Raw genomic sequence first — 18,214 nt, forward strand, 5'->3', positions numbered from 1 at the left:
GTCGACCATGGGCGGCGCGGCCGGTGGCCGCCGCCCCGCTCACATGAAATTGCGGGTGTGCCGCTCGGCCAGGGCCTGCGCCGCTTCGGGCGCGAAGCCCAGCTTGGCCAGGCGCGCGCGCCGGCCGTCGGCCATTTCCTGTTTCAGGCGCTGCACCCGTTCGTGGCCCGTGGCCACGGCCTCGGGCGTGAAGGCGCCGGCGGCCAGCACGATGAGCCCGTCGAACACCTCTTCGTTCAGGCCGTCGGTGCTGGCGAGTTCGTCGTAGCGCCGCTCCACCGCCGCGTTCAGGCGGTGTTTCAGGTCCGGGTCCTGCGCCATCTGCCAGGCCAGGTGCGACATGCCGAAGGCGACGTGGCGCGCCTCGTCGCGGCTGGCCAGGCGGCAGATCTGGCGCGTGACCGGATCGGGCGCGTAGGTGTTGAGGAAGTTCAGCAGGTTCACGAACGTGCCTTCGCCCAGCACCGACAGCAGAAACGACGCCACCGAAAACTCGGGCTCGTCGAACAGGGTCTTGAGCGAGGCCTGCGCGCCCGCGGTCGACAGGGCCGGGCCGCGGCCCTTGAGGCCGATGCGGCGCGTGAACACCTCGACGTGCCGCGCCTCGTCGGCGATGGTGATGGCCAGGCACTGCAAGACCTCGCGGAAGTGCGGGTGCATCTGGCCGAGGAAACGCGCGGGCACCAGCAGGGCCGCGTTTTCGTTCTCCACCAGGTAGGTCATCACCTGGACCACGGCGTCTTCCACCTCGTCGGGCAGCTCGAAGGGCGCGGCCCAGTCGATGGCCTCGTTCGGGTCCCACTGCGCGGCGACGGCGGCGGCGTAGAGGCGCGCGGCGTCGTCGGCCCAGAGCGCGGCCTTGTCGGACAGCGGAAAGTGGAACTCGGGCGCGCCCGCTTCCACCAGCGCGCCGCGCGCGGCCACGCCCCAGCGGGCACTGGGCATCGACACCACCGCACCGGACGCTGTGGGGTCGGATGCGCCGGCCCGCTGCGCGCCACGCCAGCGCTGCGCTTCGCCCGGGCCGGGTGCGATGCGGTGTTCGCCGCCGCCGCTCTGCACCGCCAAGCCACGTTTGCGGCACCAGCCGCTCAGGTGCACACCCAGCTCGGGGTGGCTGCCGCGCACGTGCAACGGCAACGCCGGGTCGCGCTGACGCAGCGCATGCGCCACCAGCACGTGGGCGCCGGTGTCCATGCCCAGGGCGCCCAGTTCCAGCACCGGGCCGCTGGTGGCGGTGTCAGTAGCGGTAGTCATGGGCGGTGATGTTCCCCTGTGCGTCGTAGAAGCCGGTGGCGTTCACGGCGCGGTCCAGCCAGGCGTAGCCGCTGGTGCGGCCGTCCTTCCATTCGCGCAGGCCTTCGAGCTCCAGCAGCGGGCGCACCTGCGGGTCGTCGAAGGACATGGCGCGGACCAGGGTTTCGAAACGCGCCATCAGGTCGGCGGGCGCGCCCGGGCTGGTGGTGAAGTTGCAGTGGTCGAAGGCCGGCGTGCGCGCCAGCACCGTGGTGCGGCCGGCGGGCAGCGTGCCTTCCTGGGTGAACTGCAGGTGGTTGCCGTCGATCATCACCGCGGCATCCACCTCGCCCGCGATCAGGGCGCGCGCGGCGTCGCGTTCGCCGCCGACGTGGTCCCCGTGTTTGCCGCCCAGCACGTCGTGGCGCACCACGGTCATGGCGGTGTCCGGATCGAGGCCCTGCTCGCGCAGCCACTGCAGCGGGATCAGCGTGGCCTGCGGCGAATCGATCGCACCCACGCCGATGCGCTGGCCGCGCAGGTCGGCCAGGGTCTGGATGCCGGCGCCACTGCGCACCACGATGACGGAGGTGAGGTCGCAGTCGGTGTCGCGCATGGCGATGGCGCGCACCTGGTCCGACACGCCCCGCGCCTTGGCCATGCGCTCGGCGCGCAGCCAGGCCAGCGGCGAGTTCCAGGCCACGTGCACCTCACCGCGGAACTGCGCCTCGACCTGCCGCTCGTAGTTGGAGAAAAGGATGAAGTCGAAGGGCAAGCCGTTGCGGACGAAAAACTCTTTGAAGCCTTCCCAGATGGTGACGACCTTGGGCGCGTAGGCGACGGCGCCGAGAACCAGTGTGTTTGACATGGTGGGGATCTTTCAGGGGGTGCGGGTTCAGAACAGGTCCATGCCCAGCGTGGCCTTGCCGATGAAATCGTAGAGCACATCGGACGTGGGTGCCATCACGGAGGCGGCGCGCGCGTCGCGGAACAGGCGCTCGATGCCCACCTCCTTGCGGAAGGCGGCACCGCCGCAGACGCGCATCGCCAGGTCGGTGACCTGCAGGGCGGACTCGGCGGCGTGGGCCTTGACCTGCAGCACGCGCAGCATGGCGTCGGCGCGGCCACCAGCGATGGCGGCGATGGTGTCGTCCAGCAGCACGGCGGCGCTGTCGGCCTGGATCTTGGCGCGGGCGATGTAGGCGCGCGCGGTGGGCAGGTCGGCGATGCTGGTGCCCAGGTGGGCGAAGCGGGTGGCGTTGACGTGGGCGGCGGCGCGGGTGATCGCGCCGTCCATCATGCCCACCGAGCCCGACGCGTTGAGCACCGAGAACCAGGGCAGCACCGTGCCCATCATCACGTCGAAGCCGCCACCGTCGGCACCCAGCATCGCGGTCTGCGGCAGGCGCACGCCCTCGGCGCGCACCGGCGACGAGGCGTTGCCGCGCAGGCCCAGGCCGTCAAACGGCGCCACGGTGGACAGGCCCGCGGTCTCACGCGGCATCAGCCAGATGCTGCTCGCACCCGTGGCGGCCATTGGCTGGCTGGACCACACGTAGGAATCGGCGTGGCCGGCGGCGGTGACCCAGCTCTTGCTCGCGTCGAGCACGGCGTCGCTGCCGTCGGCGCGGGCGGTGCTGACCGGCGCCCAGAAGTGGCTGCGCGAACCGGCTTCGGAGAAGGCCAGCGTGCTCAGGTGCTGGCCGGCGGCGATGGCCTTGCGCGTGGCCTCGTCGCCGAACTTCTCGATCACGGCCACGGCGCTGTAGTGCATGGCCAGGATCATGGCCGTGGACGGGCAGGACTGCGCGATGCGGCGCACGGCCTGGCTGGCGTGGCCCAGGTCACCCCCGGCGCCCCCGACGCTGGCCTCGCTGATCAGGCCCAGCAGGCCGGCGCTGCGCAGGGCGGCCAGGCTGCTGGCGGGGAATTGCCCGAGCTTGTCGGTCTCGATGGCCGCGGCGTCGATGACCGAGGTGACCACCTCGTCGAGTTGGTTCAGCAGGGCTTGGGCAGGGGCGGTGTTCGTCATGGTGCAGATCCAGATGAAAAGTGGATGGAATGGTTGCGGAAACGGGTCTCGGGTGCGCCTGCGGGCAAGCGGCAGGGGACATCACGCACGCGATCCGGCCCGAAGGCCGGCAGCGGCGCTGCACTCTCAAGAGGTGGAGAGGGTAATGCATCCCCACCGGCCCGGCAGGCAACGGCCAGGCGGCGGGGGCCTGCCGGGGCCCTGCCCGCGGCGCTCAGGCCAGCTCGGCCAGCAGGTTGAGCAGCGCGGCCCGCTCGGCGGCCGGTTCAAACAGCGCGGACCGCGACGCGCACTGCGCCTGCAGGGTCGAGAGAAGCCCAGTGCCAAGCGCCAGGCCGTCGCGCGCCCGGCGCAGCAGCGCGGCCAGGGCGGCGGCGTCGCCGGGCGGAAAGTAGCCGCCGTAGCCGGCGCCGAGCATGCCCACGTTGCCGTCCATGCGCGAGGCCAGCACCGGCGTGCCGCAGAGCGCGGCCTCCATGATGACGTGGGCGCCGCCTTCCAGGCGGCTGGGGTGCACCAGCACATGGGCGCGCTGGATGCGCGAGCGCGTGGCCGCGTGCGGCAGGCCGCCGAGCCAGCGGTAGTGCGGGCGGTCGCGCTGGGTGGCGCGGGCGGCGGCGCCCAGGGCAGGGTCGAGCTCCGCGCCGATGTGGTCGATGAAGATGCCTTCGTCGGGGCCGATCAGGCGCGCGGCTTCAAACACCGTCTGCGGCCACTTCTCGTCGCGCAGGTGGCCCACGACCACGGCGCGCAGGTGGGCCGTGGTCTTGACCAGCGTCTGGCGCCGCGTGCTGGACTGGAACACCACGCGGCACTTGCCACGCAGCGCCTCGGGCAGCGCCATGGGCCCCTGTTCCTGCAGCACGATGAGCCGGTGCGCCAGCGCCAGCGAGCGCTGCGCGCTGGCATCGCCCTGGATATCGCGGTAGAGGTCGGTGCCGGTGAGCGCGAGCACCAGCGGCCTGCCCGGGTGGGCCTGCGCCCAGGCCGCCACGCTGGCGGCCGAGCGCCGCGCGTGCAGCGCGAGCAGGATGTGTGTGTCGTCATCGGCCGCCCCGTCGGGCCACTGTTTCGCGAGCCGCACCACATAATGGCCCGACAGCAGGTGCGCCCAGCGGCGCGCGGTCTGCCAGTTGCCGTTGTTGGCATCGGCCAGGGCCGGGGTGACGATGCACAAGGAGGGCTTTTTCATGGGTGTGAAGCTGACGCCAGCGATTGTGTCCGATGCCGTGTCCGCGCGCAGCGGCGGCAAAGCCTTTCTCGCGGAGGCGCTGCGCGACGCGCGCACGCGCAGCCTGTCGCAGTTCGCCGCCTGCGAAGCCGCGCTCGGCCCCGGCCTGCGCGTGCCCTGCGCAAGCGAGCTGAACCTGCCGCTCTGGGAGCTGGGCCACGTGGGCTGGTTCGCCGACTGGTGGCTGGCGCGAAACCCGCAGCGCCACCTGGGCGTGAACGCCCGCCCCGACGCCGCACGCAGCCCCGCGCGCCAGGCCACTCGCGGCGTGGACGCCGACGCGCTGTACAACTCCAGCGAGGTGCCGCACGACGCGCGCTGGCGGCTGGACCTGCCCGATGCACAGGCCGTGCGCGACGACCTCGCGGCCAGCCTTCGCGACACGCTGGCCCTGCTCGCCGACGCGCCCGACGACGACACCGGCCTGTACTTCTTCCGCCTCGCGCTGTTCCACGAAGACATGCACGCCGAGGCCGCGGTCTACATGGCGCAGACGCTGGGTTTCGATCCACAGAACCCCCACCCGGTCGCGCCGGCCACGCCGCAGCGGCCGCCGTCGCTGGAGATCTGCGCCACGGACTGGACGCTGGGCCACAGCGGCCCCGGCTTTGCGTTCGACAACGAACTCGGCGCGCACGGCGTGCAGGTCGGCGCCTTCGAGATCGACGCCCAGCCCGTCACCTGGGCGCAGTACCTGCCGTTCGTTGAAAACGGCTCGTACGCCCAACGCCGTTTCTGGGGTGCGCCGGGTTGGATCTGGCGGCTCTCCCAGGAGCGGCAGGCGCCGCGCCACTTGCGGCAAGGCCCCCAGGGCTGGGAGCAGCAGGTGTTTGGCGGCTGGCGGCCGCTGGACCTGGCCGCGCCGGCCAGCCACCTCACCGCCTTTGAAGCACAGGCCTGGTGCGCCTGGGCCGGGCGGCGCCTGCCGACCGAGGCCGAGTGGGAGGTCGCGGCACAAGACCCGGGGTTCGGCTGGGGCCGCGTCTGGGAATGGACCGCCAGCGCCTTCGCGCCCTTCCCAGGCTTCGTGGCCCACCCCTACCTGGACTACTCCGCGCCCTGGTTCGACGGCCGCCCGGTGCTCAAGGGTGCGAGCCACGCCACCTCGGCGCGCATGCGCCACCCGAAGTACCGCAACTACTTCAGCCCCGAGCGCAACGACATTTTTTCGGGGTTCCGGAGCGTGTCCGCCTGAAGAGGCTGTGCCATCAGGCGGGCGCCCAGAACACACTGAACCAGCCGCGTTCATCGGTCCAGTGGGTGGCAGGGCCGAAGCCCGCTTCGCGCAGCAGCGCATCGAAGCTGCCGGGCCGCCACTTGTAGGAATTTTCGGTGTGCAGCCGCTCGCCGTCGGCGAAGTGGCGCTCGCCACCGGGCCAGCGCACGGTCTGTGCGCCGTCGGAGCGCAGGTGCATCTCGATGCGCGAGTCGGTGTCGTTGAAGAAGGCCACGTGCTGCCAGCGCGCGGGGGCGAAGTCGGTGCCCAGCAGGGCGTTGGCGTGCAGCAGCAGGTTGCGGTTGAAGGCGGCGGTGACACCGAGCGGGTCGTCGTAGGCGGGTTCCAGGATGGCCTTGTCCTTCACGCGGTCCACCCCGATCAGGAGACCGCCGCCCGGCCCGCCCCCGGCGCACACCGCGTGCGCCTGGCTCAGCAGGGCAAGCGCTTCGGCGGGGTTGAAGTTGCCGATGCTGGAGCCGGGGTAGAACACGCAGCGCGGCGCGCGCTCGACGCCCTGCCCGGCCAGCCAGTCGGTGGCGGCGCCCGGCAAGGCCAGCCCGGCGGAGAAGTCCATGCCCAGCCCCAGCATGGGCAAGCCGGTGTGGCGCTGTTGCAGCGCGCCCATGGCCTCGCGCAGGTAATCCACCGAAATGTCCACCGCCACGTAGGCCGCCGGCCGCAGCACCGGGAACAGGCGGGCGGCCTTGGCGCAGCTGCCGGCCCCGAGGTCGATCAGCACCGCGCCCGGAGGCACGTGCCGGGCCATGTCGGCGCCGTGCTGCGCGAAGATGCCGGCCTCGGTGCGGGTGGGGTAGTACTCGGTCAGCTCGGTGATGGCGTCGAACAGGCGCGAGCCCAGTGCGTCGTAAAAGAACTTGGGCGACACGTGCGCCGGCCGCGCCTGCAAACCCGTCGCCAGCTCGGCGCGCACGGCGGCGTGGTCGGTCTGGTGCAGCTGCACAAAGTGGGGGGCGGTGGGCAGTGGTGGCATGGTGGGACCTGTGTGGACGACGCACCGCTTTATAAACCGGTGTCCCCTCGCGGACCACGCCGGCCCACCAAGGCCTTGCGGGCCAAGGCCTGCCCCAAGACCCCTGGGCACCGGAACAGCGTGGCGACGCGGTCTAATACGCCTCCCGCATCCCTCTTCACCGGATACACCATGACACACCCCACCCTCTCCCGCACCCGACGCGCACTCTTGACCTGCGCCGTGCTCGCCGCGGGCACCGCCTTCACCGGCCTGGCCCAGGCACAAGCCGTGTTCCGCGTCACCGCGATCCCCGACGAAGCCCCCACCGAGCTGGCGCGCAAGGCCGCACCGCTCGTGAAATACCTCGAATCCAAGCTCGGCATGAAGGTCGAGTTCACCCCCGTGACCGACTACGCCGCTTCGGTCGAGGCCCTGGTCAACAAGAAGGTCGACATGGCCTGGTTCGGCGGCTTCACGTTTGTGCAGGCCAACGTGCGCTCGGGCGGCAAGATCGTTCCGCTGGTGCAGCGCGAGGAAGACGAAAAATTCAAATCCGTCTTCATCACCAGCGACCCAGCCATCCACAGCCTGGCCGACCTCAAGGGCAAGGACGTGTCCTTCGGTTCGCAGAGCTCCACCAGCGGTCACCTGATGCCGCGCAGCTTCCTGCTGCAGCAGGGCATCAACCCCGAGAAGGACTTCAAGCGCGTGGCCTTCAGCGGCGCGCACGACGCGACCATCGCCGCCGTCGCCTCGGGCAAGGTGCAGGGCGGCGCGCTCAACATCTCGGTGTGGGAAAAGTTCGTGGCCGACAAGAAGGTGGACCCCACCAAGGTGCGCGTGATCTACACCACCCCGCCCTACTTTGACTACAACTGGTCGGTGCACGCCGACATGCCGGCCGCCACGCGCCAGAAGCTGGCCGACGCGCTGACCTCGCTCAGCAAGGCCACGCCCGAAGGCAAGGAGATCCTGGAGCTGCAACGCGCCACGAAGTTCGTGCCCACCAAGGCCGAGAACTACAAGGGCATCGAAGCCGCCGCGCGCAGCGCCGAGCTGCTGTGAACCAGAGCACCGCGCTTGAAGCTTGAACTGCAAGGCGCCAGCGCCCGCCACCCGGCGGCGAAGGCGGGCGCCGCCCCCGCGCTCATGGCGCTGGACCTGCGGGTCGCGCCGGGCGAGCAGGTGGCCGTCATCGGCCCCTCGGGCGCGGGCAAGACCACGCTGCTGCAGGTGCTGGCCTGCGCCATGCCGCCGGCCACCGGCTCGCTGCGGCTGGACGGGCAGGACCCCTGGCAGCTGCCGCGCGCCGAGTTGCAGCGCCTGCGTGGGCGGCTCTTCCTCGCGCCGCAGGTGCCCCCGCTGCCGCCGCGCCAGCGCGTGGTGACGTCCGTGCTGGCGGGTCGCCTGCCGGCCATGGGCCTGTGGCAGAGCCTGCGTTCGCTGTTCTACCCGGCGGACATCCCCGCAGCCTTCGAGGCACTGGACCGCTTCGACCTCGCCGACAAGCTGTTTGAACGCGTGGACCGGCTCTCGGGCGGCGAACGCCAGCGCGTCGGTCTGGCGCGCGCGCTGCTCGCGCCCGCCTCGCTCTGGCTGATCGACGAGCCGCTGTCGGCGCTGGACCCGTCTCGCGCGCGGCAGGCCATTCACAGCTTGCTGGCGGGCGCCCGCGAGCGCCAGGCCACGCTCGTGACCACGCTGCACCAGGTGGAGGTGGCGCTCGACCATTTCCCGCGCGTCGTCGGCCTGCGCGACGGCGCGCTGGCGTTTGACCTGCCGGCGGCGCAGGTCACGCGCGAGCACCTGGCCCGCCTGTACGACCAGCACGAAGACGAGCTGCACGGCCCGGCTCCGTTGGACGCGGCCCCGCCGCCCCCACCGCTGCCGGTGGTGATGCACTGTCGGTAACCATGAAGCACCCCCTGCGCCGCTTCGCGTCACCCCCCTCCAGGGGGGCGCAACCAGCAGCCCGGCAAAGCCGGTTCTGCGGTTGCTCCCGGCCTCGGGCACATCAGTCGTGACCGAGCTGCACTTGCGCCTTTCCCCTGACCGCGACCCGGCCTGGCTCTCGCGCCTGTTCTGGAGCGGCGCCTGCCTGGTCATGCTGTGGCCGCTGCTGGTGGCCACCGAGTTCAGGCCCTGGGTGATGCTGGCGCCCGAGAGCCTGAAGGTCAGCGGGCATTTCATCGCCAGCTTCTGGCCGCTGGCGCACAGCGGTGAGTTCCTGTGGATGGTGGCGCAGGAAACCTGGCGCACCGTGGCCATGGCCACGGCCGGCATCACGCTGGCGCTGGTGCTGGCGGTGCCGTTCACGCTGCTGTCCACCCGCGTGCTGTCGATCTCGGCGCTCTCGGGCCGCATGGCGCGTGGGCCGTTCTGGCTGCGGCAGGCGGTGCGCTGGCTGCTCATCGTGCTGCGCAGCATCCCCGAGCTGGTCTGGGCGCTGGTGTTCGTGCGCGTGGTCGGCCTCGGGCCCACGGCCGGGGTGCTGGCCATTGCGCTCACCTACGGCGGCATGCTCGGCAAGGTGTACAGCGAGATTCTGGAGAGCGGCGAAACCCACGCCACCGAGGTGCTGCTGCGCAACGGCGCCGGCCGCCTGCAGGCCTTCTTCTACGGCCTGCTGCCCGCCAGCGCGGCCGAGCTGACCAGCTACACCGTGTACCGCTGGGAGTGCGCGATCCGCTCCTCGGTGGTGCTGGGCTTCGTGGGCGCGGGCGGCCTGGGCCAGCAGATGGACAACTCGATGAAGATGTTCAGCGGCGGCGAGGTGGCGACCATGCTGCTGGTGTTCATGGCGCTGGTGGCGCTGGCGGACAGGTTGAGTGCCTGGCTCAGGAAGGCACTGGGATGACCCCCCTGCGCCGCTTCGCGTCTTCCCCCCTCACGAGGGGGGACCCCACCAGCGGCCTGGCAAAGCCAGTTCCGCGGTGGGTGCTGGTCGCCTCATTTGCTGTCCGTGACGCAGGTCGCGCCGGAGGTTCAACATGATGTCGGCCCAACCCCGCGCCGCGAACGAGACCTACAAGCTGCCGCCGCCGCTGTTCGACGCGCGCTGCAAGGCCTGCTGGTTCATGGCCGGCCTGCTGGTGCTGGTGGTCGCCAGCTTCTGGTCGCTGGACCTGCAGTGGGCGCAGTTCTTCTCGCTCGACGCGGCGCGGAGCATGGGCCGCTTCCTCGGTGAGTTCTTCCCGCCCGACACCTCGCCCGCCTTCCTCCGCAAGGTGGCACTGGGCGCCTGGGAAACCCTGGCCATGTCGGCCCTGGGCACCCTGCTCGCAGCCGTGGCCGGGCTGGCGCTGGCCTTGCCCGCCAGCCGCCTGTTTGAGGGCCACCGGGCCTGGGGCCGCGCGCCCACGCGCCTGCTGCTCAACGCGCTGCGCAGCATCCCCGAGCTGGTGTGGGCCGCGCTGCTGCTGATCTCGGCCGGCCTCGGGCCACTGGCCGGCACGCTGGCGCTGGCGCTGCACACCACCGGCGTGCTCGGCCGCCTGTTTGCCGAGGCCATGGAAAACGCACCGCCCGGCCCCGGCGCGGCGCTGCGCACGCAAGGCGTGGGCAACGTCCGGGTGGTGCTGTTCGCCACGCTGCCGCAGGTGCTGCCGCAACTCATGAGCTACACGCTCTACCGCTGGGAAAACAACATCCGCGCCGCCGCCGTGCTGGGCGTGGTGGGCGCGGGCGGCCTGGGCCAGTTGCTGGCCTTCCACATGGGCCTGTTCCACATGGGCAAGACCGCCACCATCCTTGGCGCCATGCTGCTGCTGGTGGCGCTGGTGGACGCGGCCAGCCTCGGCGCAAGGCGCTGGATGACACGCTGAAGCGGCCCCCTCGCGCCGCGGCGCATCGGCCCCGTTGCCGTTGGGGTGATGGGCCTGCGTTGGTGTCGCGGCCCCAGGTGGCGTATGGTGCGCGGCTGTGGTGATCACGTCCGTGGGGCACGGACGGCATCGCCAGCGGCAACCACCGGGGAGACTCACCATGAACACCCAGCCACGCCACCACCTCAGCGCCAGCGCGCTGGCCCAGCGCTACGCCCAGGTGCGCGCGCAGACCCTGGCGCTGGCCGCGCCCCTGAGCGAGGCGGACTGCCAGGTGCAGTCCATGCCCGACGCCAGCCCCACCAAGTGGCACCTGGCCCACGTGACCTGGTTTTTCGAGACCTTCATCCTCGAACGTTTCGAGCCCGGCTTCCAGCCCTTTCACCCCGCCTTCCGCGTGCTGTTCAACAGCTACTACCAGGGCGTGGGCGAGCAGCACCCCCGCGCCCAACGCGGCCTGATCACGCGACCCGGCCTGGCCGAGGTCCGGGCCTGGCGCGCGAACGTGGACGCGCGCATCGCCGCGCTGCTGCAAGGCGTGGTGAGCGACGAACTGGGCGAGCTGATGGAACTGGGTCTGCAGCACGAGCAGCAGCACCAGGAGCTGCTGCTCACCGACCTCAAGCACCTGCTGGCCATGAACCCGCTGAACCCGGTGTACCACCCGCAGTGGCCGCTCAGCAGCGTCGTGGCCGCGCCTCTGGAATGGCTGGCGTGCCCGGGCGGCTCGGCCCGGCTGGGCCACGCGGGCGACGGCTTCGCCTTCGACAACGAGACCCCGGCGCACGCGGCGCTGCTGAGCCCCCACGCGCTGGCCAACCGGCCGGTCACCCACGGCGAGTGGCTGGCCTTCATGGACGACGGTGGTTACCACGATCCGCGCTGGTGGATGGCCGCCGGCTGGGACTGGCGCTGCACGCAGCACATCGAAGCGCCGCTGTACTGGCAGCGCGATGGCGATCCCGCCGTGCACGGCGGCTGGACCAACTTCACCCTGCACGGGCGTGTGCCCATCGACCCGCACACGCCGGTGGTGCACATCAGCTGGTTCGAGGCCGACGCCCACGCGCGCTGGCGGGCCGCGCAGGACGGCGAACCCATCCGCCTGCCCACCGAGGCCGAGTGGGAGCACGCGGCGCAATCCCTCGGCACCGCGCTGCACACCCAGGGCAACTTCCTGGAAAGCGGCGCTTTGCACCCGATGCCGCTGTCCCGCAGCGGCCCGGGCCTGAAGCAGATGGGCGGCGACGTGTGGGAGTGGACCGCCAGCAGCTACCTGCCCTACCCCGGCTACCGCCCCTGGGCAGGTGCGGTGGGCGAATACAACGGCAAGTTCATGGTGAACCAGATGGTGCTGCGCGGCGGCTCCTGCGCCACGCCGCGCGAGCACCTCCGCGCGAGCTACCGCAACTTCTTCCCGACCGAGGCGCGCTGGCAGTTCAGCGGGTTGCGGCTGGCGAAGGATCTGTGAGCCAGCGCCTGCGAACCTGATCTCTGCGGGGTTCGGCCGTTCATACCTTGGCCAGGAAGGCCGCCGCATCACCCCCTTCGCACTTCCAGTCTGCGAAGACCCCGACCAGATTGCATTCCACGCAGCGGCAAGCGATGTAGTACCAACGCACGTCATGTGTGCCCTCGTACACGGAGACGCCGGACATCAGCTCAAACACCTCGTTTTCACACACGCACTCGTGCGCCTCGGGCACGGCTTCTTCAACGTATTCCGCACTGTCGCCCATCAGGTGTTCCTGCCCGCAGTCGGTGCAGGTGCGGATGGCCACGCCGGCTTCTTCATCGGTCTGCAGCGCGAAGCTCCGGCACCCGCAGTCGCATTTGGACGCGGCAAACCGGGTGGCCTCATGGCGATTCGCAACGCTGTAGCTGCGCAGCTCGGCTTGGGTGTCGCCCGACGTCGTCCCATACCAGAACTCGCCCTTCTTCGTCAGTGCCATTGATGCTGCTCCATTCTTCAAGGTGGGATTCCCGGCAGGCCCGACGCCAAGCTCGCCCCGATCATCTGGATTTTGCCTGGAGGCCCGGCGAATCCTCGCCAAGGGCCCTGGTCGGGGTGGTCGCCTGGAGCCGAGACGCATTGGCGACCGGCAGATGTGCAGCGACTGGAGTCGGTCGTCGACGGCGGTTGCACTCACGCTGACTGCAACGTAGCGGCCGTTGGGTACGGCAACCGGCGCTTGCCCGAATGGCGGCCGAATGAGGTACTGCAGTCACAGGGCTTTCGCGACCCGGTTTACGTCACGTCACCGACCGCTTCCCCATCACCTGGACTGACGGTACCGACTTGTTCAGCGTAGCCCCAGACCTCAACGCACCTCAGATGGCAAATCTGATCGCCGCCAATGACGCAGATCGGAACCTCGCGTCACAAGCCATCGTGCACAGCGTGCAGAAGACCTTCGGCCTGGCCTGATCAGCCGGCGACCGCGTACCCCGCCAGGAACACGCGCACCGCTTCGCGAAACAAGGCCTTGTTTTCGCGCGCGTCGGGCATGTCCAACATCAACAGGCCGCGCATGTGCCCATCGCCGAGAAACATCCCCAGGAACAGATCAGCGGCCAGCCGGGGGTTCTTCACCTTCAGTGTTCCAGCGTCGTTGGCGCGCTGAAGGTATGCGGCCAGTTCGGTGTTGAGTCGCTCGGGGCCCTGCCGGTAAAACGCCCGGCAAGCCTCGGGCTGCGCCTTGGCGGCGCCGTACAACGAGCGGAACTTGCCGAGTGTGTGCTCCTCGCGCGTGAGCGCCAGGAACTGCTCGGCCACTGTCTGCAGCGCCTTGTGCGGCTGCAACGGGTCCAGCGCTTCGACACCTTCGGGGCCTCCCATGACGCGATCCGTCCGGTCACGGACCACCGCTTCGAACAGCCCCTCTTTCGAGCCGAAGTGGCTGTAGACGGTCATCTTGGACACGCCCGCTTCCGCCGCGATGGCGTCCACGCTGGCGCGCTCCAGCCCGTGCGCATAGAAGTGGTTGCGTGCCGCTTCCATGATGCGACGCAAGCGCTCGGGATCGCGGGGGCGGCCTCGGCGCGGCGGGGTTGCGAGATCGTCGTCGTTGGTTGCCATTGTCTTTAATGTGGACTTGACAGTACAGTATTGTCCGCTAAAATTAATGGACCAACAAGTCCACTAAATCAGGCTGACTTCCATGATGTTTCCACTGAGCCGCACGGGCAGCCCTCGTGTTGATGCGAGCCGATCTGCGCTGGCAGCGGTATCGCTGCTAATCCTATCCGCTTGCTCAACCACCGCTCCTGAGAGGCCTGCCCCGTCCGTGCCGCTGGCCGCGACCTATGCGAACGAGCTGCCCGCTGCCACCGCCGCATCGGTCCCGGGCGATGCCTGGTGGGACGGATTTGGTGACACCACACTGTCGCGGCTGGTGCAGGAGGCGTTGACCACCAACCAGGATGTGGCCATGGCGCTGTTGCGGGTCGGGCAGGCGCGCGCGGGTGCCAATGCACAGGCCTCGCGGCTGTGGCCCACCGTGGGTGTGCAAGTGGCCGCCTCGCGCAGCCAGAGCGGGGTGCCCGAACCGGTCAAGCAGGGCATGCCCGACACGCGTGCGCTGCGCGCAGGTCTGGACCTCGCGTGGGAGATCGACCTCGCCGGCGGGGTGCGCGCGGCGCGCGACGCGGCGCAGGCCGATGCCCAAGGCGCTGCCGCGGGCGTTCACGGTGCCCGCCTGCTGGTGGCGAGCGAGGTGGGGCGGCAGTACTTCATCTTGCGCAGCGCCGAGGAACGGTTGCGCACCGTGCAGGCGCTGGCGACGGCCCAGCGCCAGACCGCCGCACTGGTCGAAAACCGCGTACGCGAGGGACTGGCCAGCGCCTTTGACCTGGACCGCGCCCGCGCCGAGGCCGATGCGCTGGACGCCCAGGTACCCGCATTGCGGATGCTGGTCGGCACCACACAGACCCAGCTGGCGGTCTTGCTGGGCCGCAACCCGTCGGTCCCGGTCGTGGGCACCGACCCGGCCTTCGCCTGGCCCGCCGCCAGGGGCATCGCCGCTGGCCAGCCCAGCGAACTGCTCCGGCGCCGGCCCGACCTGGCCGCTGCCGAGGCACGCGTGGGCGCCGAAGCGCTGCGCAGCGCCGAAGCCCGCGCGCAGTGGTGGCCCAGGCTGTTCCTGAGCGCTCTGGTGGGTCGGCAGGACCTGCGCTTGAACGCGCTGGATCTCGCGCCGGTGCACTTCTCCAATGTCGCACTGGCCTTGGCCGCGCCGATCTTCAACGCCGGCCGCATTGAGGCCGGCATCCAGGTGCAGACGGCCCGCGCCGAAGAGGCCGTGCTGGCTTGGCAGAAGGCGGTGCTGGTGGCCGTGCAGGAGGTCGAGAACAGCCTGCTCGTGCGCTCGCAGGAAACCGAGCGCGGTGCCGCGCTGACGCTCACCGCCGAGCACCGCCGCCGTTCGCTGCTGCGCGCCGAATCGCTGCGGCGCGAAGGCCAGATCGACCTGCTCGTGCTGCTGGATGTGCAGCGCTCCGTGCTGGCCAGCGAACTTGCCCTGTCGGACAGCCGCCTGCAGCAGGCGCTGGCCGACGTTCAGCTCTACAAGGCCCTGGGGGGTGGATACGCCCCGGCCCCGAGACCTCTTGCCTCAAGGACTTCCCCGTGAACCCAACCCTTTCCAACCTGTCGCTCACGGCCCTGGCGGCCGCGAGCCTGCTGATGGCCGGCTGCAGCGAACCGCCCCGATCTCCTGTGGTCGTCAAACCTGTTTTCGTGACGACCGTGGCCCCCACGGCCTCGGCGCAGGCACGCACGTTCACGTCGGTGGTCCGCGCGCGTGTCGAGAGCGAAGTCGCTTTCCGCACCGGCGGCAAGGTCGTTGAACGGCTCGTGGAGGTGGGCGACCGCGTGAAGCAGGGCCAGGTGCTCGCCCGACTGGACCCTGCCGACTACCAGCTGGCGGTGAACGCCGCGGCCGACCAGGTGCAGGCAGCGTCGGTCGATGCCCAGCAGTCCGCGTCCGACGAGGCGCGTTTTCGCCGCCTGCTGGCCGACGGCTCGGTGGGTACGGCCGACCATGAGCGCCAGAAGGCCCGCGCCGACGCGGCCGCGGCCCGGCTGGACCAGGCGCGACGGCAGTTGGAGCTGGCCCGCAACCGCGAGGGCTATGCCGCCCTGGTCGCGCCTTACGCCGGCGTCGTCACGGCGATCCGTTTCGAGCGGGGCCAGGTGGTGCCGGAGGGGCTGCCCGTGATGGCGCTGGCCAGGGAAGGCGAGCACGAGGTGGTGGTGGACCTGCCCGAGGACTGGGTAGGCCGCGCCCGCAGCCTCACGGCGACCGCTGCACCGTGGGCCGACCCCAACACCCGGCTGCGCCTGTCGCTGCGCGAGCTGTCGCCCCAGGCCAGCGCGCAGGGCCGGACCTACCGCGCCCGCTTTGCCGCCACACCCGAATCGCGCGCGCAGGTGTCGGCGCTGCCGCTGGGCAGCACGGTGCAGTTGACGCTGGCAGCGCCCCAGGCCGGTCCCGCCACCGTCTCGCTGCCCGTCAGCGCGCTGGTCAAGGGCAGTGGTCCCGAGGGCGTCTGGACGCTGAATGCACAGGGTTCCGGACTGGTGTTCACGCCGGTCAAGGTGGTCGCCATCGACGAAGCCTCGGTGCGGGTCAGCGGTCTTGCCGCGGGAAGCCGCGTGGTCAGCGTCGGCGCTCAGAAGCTCGACGCTGGCATCCCCGTGCGTGCCATCGAGCGGCCCGCCGACACCGCCACGACCGAGACCCCCAAGAGCCGCTCATGAAACGCTTCAACCTCTCCGAATGGGCGGTCACGCACCAGCCCATGGTGCTGTTCCTCATCATCCTGACCCTGGTCGTGGGTCTGTTTTCGTTCAGCCGCCTGGGGCGCCTGGAAGACCCCACCTTCGAAGTGCCGCAGATGACGGCCATCGTGGTGTGGCCTGGCGCCACAGCGCAGGACGTGCAGGACCAGGTGCTCAACCGCATCGAGCGCAAACTGCAGGAGCTGGACCAGTTCGACTACGTGCGCAGCTTCGCGCGCCAGGGCTACGGCGGCATCACGCTCTGGATGAAGGGCGGCAGCAGCAAGGCCGAGCTGGACGAGGCCTGGTACCAGGTGCGCAAGAAGATCGGCGACGTGCGCCAGGAACTCCCCGAGGGGGTCCGCGGACCATTCTTCAACGACGAGTACAGCGACCGCTACAGCGTGCTCTATGCACTGAGCGCGCCCGAGCTCTCGATGGCCGAGCTGCTGACGGTCACCGAAGACGTGAAGCGCCGCCTCCAAGGCGTGCCGGGTGCCGGCAAGGTCGATGTGCTGGGCCAGCAGGCCGAGCGCGTGTACGTGGAGATCTCCACGCGCCGGCTGGCGGCCCTCGGCCTTCCGCCATCGGCCGTGTTCGACGCGCTGGCGCGTCAGAACCTGGTGGCGCCGGCGGGATCGACCGACACCCCGCACGACCGCGTGCAGGTGCGGGTGGATGGCGCATTCAACGGCGTGCAGGACATTGCCAACGTCACGCTGGAGGTCGGCGGCCAGCTGCTGCGGCTCTCCGACGTGGCCACCGTGCGCAGCGGTTACCAGGACCCTCCCAGCATGACCATTCGCCACAACGGCGTGCCAGTGCTGGCCATCGGTGTGACCCTCAAGGGCAACGGCAATGTGACCGACTTCGGCAAGGCGATGGAACAGCGCCTGGCGCAGATCCGCAGCGAGCTGCCGGCCGGTGTGGAGATCCAGCAGTACGCCGACCAGCCGCGCGTGGTCGCCGACTCGATCTGGGAATTCGAGCGCGCCTTCCTGGAGGCGCTGGCCATCGTGCTGGCGGTCTCGTTCCTCTTCCTGGGCTGGCGCACTGGCATCGTGGTGGCGGCCTCGGTGCCGCTCGTGCTGGGCCTGGTCGCGGCGGTGATGTACGCCGCTGGCTGGAACCTCGACCGCATCTCGCTGGGTGCGCTGATCATCGCGCTCGGTCTGCTGGTCGACGACGCGATCATCGCGGTGGAGATGATGGTGGTGAAGCTCGAACAAGGCGTGGACCGCCTTCAGGCGGCCACCTACGCCTACTCGTCGACCGCCTTTCCGATGCTGACGGGCACGCTGATCACCGCCGCGGGCTTCATGCCCGTCGGCTTTGCCAAGTCCATCGCAGGCCAGTACGCGGGCGGCATCTTCTGGGTGGTCGGCGTCGCGCTGATCCTGTCGTGGCTGGTCGCGGTGGTCTTCACGCCTTACCTGGGTGTGAAGCTGTTGCCCAAGAACCTGGGGAAGGGCCAGCACCACGACGTGTACGACCGGCCGGTTTACCACCGGTTGCGCCGCGTCGTCGACTGGGCCGTGCAGCGCCGCTGGATCGTGCTGGGCCTGACCGTGCTGCTGCTCGGAGCGGCCGGTGCGGGCATGCTGAAGGTGCAGCAGCAGTTCTTCCCGACCGCGGCACGCCCCGAACTGCTGGTCGAGCTGCGGCTGCGCGAGGGTGCGTCCTTTGCCGCCACGGAGCGTCAGGTCAAGTTGCTGGAAACGGTTCTGGCCAAGGACCCCGACGTCGAGTTTTTCACCGCCTACACCGGTGCCGGCACACCCATCTTCTACCTCTCGATCCAGCCCGAGCTGCCGAACCCGGGCTTCGCCCAGGTCGTCGTCAAGACCGCCGGTATCGAGCAGCGCGAGCGGGTGCGCGCGGCTGATTGAGCTCTTTGCCAAGGACGAGGCGCTGCCC

At 70.3% G+C, this 18,214-nt stretch carries 16 protein-coding genes; 9 read left to right on the forward strand and 7 right to left on the reverse strand.

Annotated elements, in window-relative coordinates; genetic code table 11:
• Positions 1–39: 39 nt before the first annotated feature.
• From IM738_RS14925 to senB, 4 genes are all read right to left on the reverse strand, one after another.
• Positions 40–1,257 (reverse strand): ferritin-like domain-containing protein, encoded by a 1,218-nt coding sequence (locus IM738_RS14925; protein ID WP_236961697.1) that lies wholly within the window; start codon positions 1,255–1,257, stop codon positions 40–42.
• Entirely contained in the window at positions 1,241–2,104 is an 864-nt protein-coding gene (locus IM738_RS14930; RefSeq protein ID WP_236961698.1) for a phosphate/phosphite/phosphonate ABC transporter substrate-binding protein, read from the reverse strand. Before IM738_RS14930 ends, IM738_RS14925 begins: the two co-directional genes overlap by 17 nt.
• Before the next feature lie 27 nt (positions 2,105–2,131).
• Entirely contained in the window at positions 2,132–3,268 is a 1,137-nt protein-coding gene (locus IM738_RS14935; protein WP_236961699.1) for an acyl-CoA dehydrogenase family protein, read from the reverse strand.
• Between the two features lie 214 nt (positions 3,269–3,482).
• Positions 3,483–4,460 (reverse strand): selenoneine biosynthesis selenosugar synthase SenB, encoded by a 978-nt coding sequence (gene senB / locus IM738_RS14940; protein ID WP_236961700.1) that lies wholly within the window; start codon positions 4,458–4,460, stop codon positions 3,483–3,485.
• On the opposite strand from senB, the gene senA reads away from it, so the two are divergent.
• Positions 4,459–5,694, forward strand: coding sequence for a selenoneine synthase SenA (gene senA / locus IM738_RS14945; RefSeq protein ID WP_236961703.1), 1,236 nt, complete (start codon positions 4,459–4,461; stop codon positions 5,692–5,694). The two genes, senB and senA, sit on opposite strands and share 2 nt — an antisense overlap.
• Before the next feature lie 13 nt (positions 5,695–5,707).
• Here the strand turns inward: senA and egtD are convergent, their stop codons facing one another.
• The gene (egtD, locus tag IM738_RS14950; protein WP_236961704.1) at positions 5,708–6,709 is read right to left on the reverse strand and encodes an L-histidine N(alpha)-methyltransferase; all 1,002 of its coding nucleotides are present in this window, start codon (positions 6,707–6,709) and stop codon (positions 5,708–5,710) included.
• A 171-nt stretch (positions 6,710–6,880) separates the two neighbouring features.
• On the opposite strand from egtD, the gene IM738_RS14955 reads away from it, so the two are divergent.
• From IM738_RS14955 to egtB, 5 genes are all read left to right on the forward strand, one after another.
• Positions 6,881–7,756 (forward strand): putative selenate ABC transporter substrate-binding protein, encoded by an 876-nt coding sequence (locus IM738_RS14955; protein ID WP_236961705.1) that lies wholly within the window; start codon positions 6,881–6,883, stop codon positions 7,754–7,756.
• 15 nt (positions 7,757–7,771) lie between these two features.
• Positions 7,772–8,602: a phosphonate ABC transporter ATP-binding protein gene (locus IM738_RS14960; RefSeq protein WP_236961708.1), complete on the forward strand. Its 831-nt coding sequence runs from the start codon at positions 7,772–7,774 to the stop codon at positions 8,600–8,602.
• A gap of 193 nt (positions 8,603–8,795) precedes the next feature.
• On the forward strand, positions 8,796–9,548 hold the full coding sequence (locus IM738_RS14965) for a PhnE/PtxC family ABC transporter permease (protein ID WP_236966328.1): 753 nt from the start codon (positions 8,796–8,798) through the stop codon (positions 9,546–9,548).
• Positions 9,549–9,681: 133 nt separating this feature from the next.
• Entirely contained in the window at positions 9,682–10,515 is an 834-nt protein-coding gene (phnE, locus tag IM738_RS14970; RefSeq protein WP_236961709.1) for a phosphonate ABC transporter, permease protein PhnE, read from the forward strand.
• 160 nt (positions 10,516–10,675) lie between these two features.
• Positions 10,676–11,986, forward strand: a complete 1,311-nt coding sequence (gene egtB / locus IM738_RS14975; protein WP_236961710.1) for an ergothioneine biosynthesis protein EgtB — start codon at positions 10,676–10,678, stop codon at positions 11,984–11,986.
• Between the two features lie 40 nt (positions 11,987–12,026).
• Here egtB and IM738_RS14980 read toward each other — a convergent pair whose 3' ends face one another.
• Positions 12,027–12,467, reverse strand: coding sequence for a hypothetical protein (locus IM738_RS14980; RefSeq protein ID WP_236961711.1), 441 nt, complete (start codon positions 12,465–12,467; stop codon positions 12,027–12,029).
• Positions 12,468–12,943: 476 nt separating this feature from the next.
• On the reverse strand, positions 12,944–13,594 hold the full coding sequence (locus IM738_RS14985) for a TetR/AcrR family transcriptional regulator (protein ID WP_236961712.1): 651 nt from the start codon (positions 13,592–13,594) through the stop codon (positions 12,944–12,946).
• Positions 13,595–13,679: 85 nt separating this feature from the next.
• Here IM738_RS14985 and IM738_RS14990 point away from each other — a divergent pair, with 85 nt between their 5' ends.
• From IM738_RS14990 to IM738_RS15000, 3 genes are read left to right on the forward strand one after another with little or no spacing between them, the layout of a single operon-like run.
• Positions 13,680–15,146 carry an efflux transporter outer membrane subunit gene (locus tag IM738_RS14990; RefSeq protein ID WP_272907873.1) on the forward strand — a complete coding sequence of 489 codons (1,467 nt, stop codon included), beginning with the start codon at positions 13,680–13,682 and terminating at the stop codon, positions 15,144–15,146.
• Positions 15,143–16,276 carry an efflux RND transporter periplasmic adaptor subunit gene (locus tag IM738_RS14995; RefSeq protein ID WP_236961714.1) on the forward strand — a complete coding sequence of 378 codons (1,134 nt, stop codon included), beginning with the start codon at positions 15,143–15,145 and terminating at the stop codon, positions 16,274–16,276. Before IM738_RS14990 ends, IM738_RS14995 begins: the two co-directional genes overlap by 4 nt.
• The gene (locus IM738_RS15000; protein WP_236961716.1) at positions 16,273–18,186 is read left to right on the forward strand and encodes an efflux RND transporter permease subunit; all 1,914 of its coding nucleotides are present in this window, start codon (positions 16,273–16,275) and stop codon (positions 18,184–18,186) included. The genes IM738_RS14995 and IM738_RS15000 overlap by 4 nt, the downstream gene beginning before the upstream one ends.
• Positions 18,187–18,214: the final 28 nt, after the last annotated feature.

Origin of the sequence: Hydrogenophaga sp. SL48, from assembly GCF_021729865.1 — a bacterium.
GTDB lineage: Bacteria > Pseudomonadota > Gammaproteobacteria > Burkholderiales > Burkholderiaceae_C > Hydrogenophaga.

Bases quoted from the DNA above. Each gene is read 5' to 3' on its own strand.
- IM738_RS14925 (WP_236961697.1), bottom strand. From the start codon at position 1,257: ATGACTACCGCTACTGACACCGCCACCAGCGGCCCGGTGCTGGAACTG.
- IM738_RS14930 (WP_236961698.1), bottom strand. From the start codon at position 2,104: ATGTCAAACACACTGGTTCTCGGCGCCGTCGCCTACGCGCCCAAGGTC.
- IM738_RS14935 (WP_236961699.1), bottom strand. From the start codon at position 3,268: ATGACGAACACCGCCCCTGCCCAAGCCCTGCTGAACCAACTCGACGAG.
- senA (WP_236961703.1), top strand. From the start codon at position 4,459: ATGGGTGTGAAGCTGACGCCAGCGATTGTGTCCGATGCCGTGTCCGCG.
- senB (WP_236961700.1), bottom strand. From the start codon at position 4,460: ATGAAAAAGCCCTCCTTGTGCATCGTCACCCCGGCCCTGGCCGATGCC.
- egtD (WP_236961704.1), bottom strand. From the start codon at position 6,709: ATGCCACCACTGCCCACCGCCCCCCACTTTGTGCAGCTGCACCAGACC.
- IM738_RS14955 (WP_236961705.1), top strand. From the start codon at position 6,881: ATGACACACCCCACCCTCTCCCGCACCCGACGCGCACTCTTGACCTGC.
- IM738_RS14965 (WP_236966328.1), top strand. From the start codon at position 8,796: ATGCTGTGGCCGCTGCTGGTGGCCACCGAGTTCAGGCCCTGGGTGATG.
- phnE (WP_236961709.1), top strand. From the start codon at position 9,682: ATGATGTCGGCCCAACCCCGCGCCGCGAACGAGACCTACAAGCTGCCG.
- egtB (WP_236961710.1), top strand. From the start codon at position 10,676: ATGAACACCCAGCCACGCCACCACCTCAGCGCCAGCGCGCTGGCCCAG.
- IM738_RS14980 (WP_236961711.1), bottom strand. From the start codon at position 12,467: ATGGCACTGACGAAGAAGGGCGAGTTCTGGTATGGGACGACGTCGGGC.
- IM738_RS14985 (WP_236961712.1), bottom strand. From the start codon at position 13,594: ATGGCAACCAACGACGACGATCTCGCAACCCCGCCGCGCCGAGGCCGC.
- IM738_RS14990 (WP_272907873.1), top strand. From the start codon at position 13,680: ATGTTTCCACTGAGCCGCACGGGCAGCCCTCGTGTTGATGCGAGCCGA.
- IM738_RS15000 (WP_236961716.1), top strand. From the start codon at position 16,273: ATGAAACGCTTCAACCTCTCCGAATGGGCGGTCACGCACCAGCCCATG.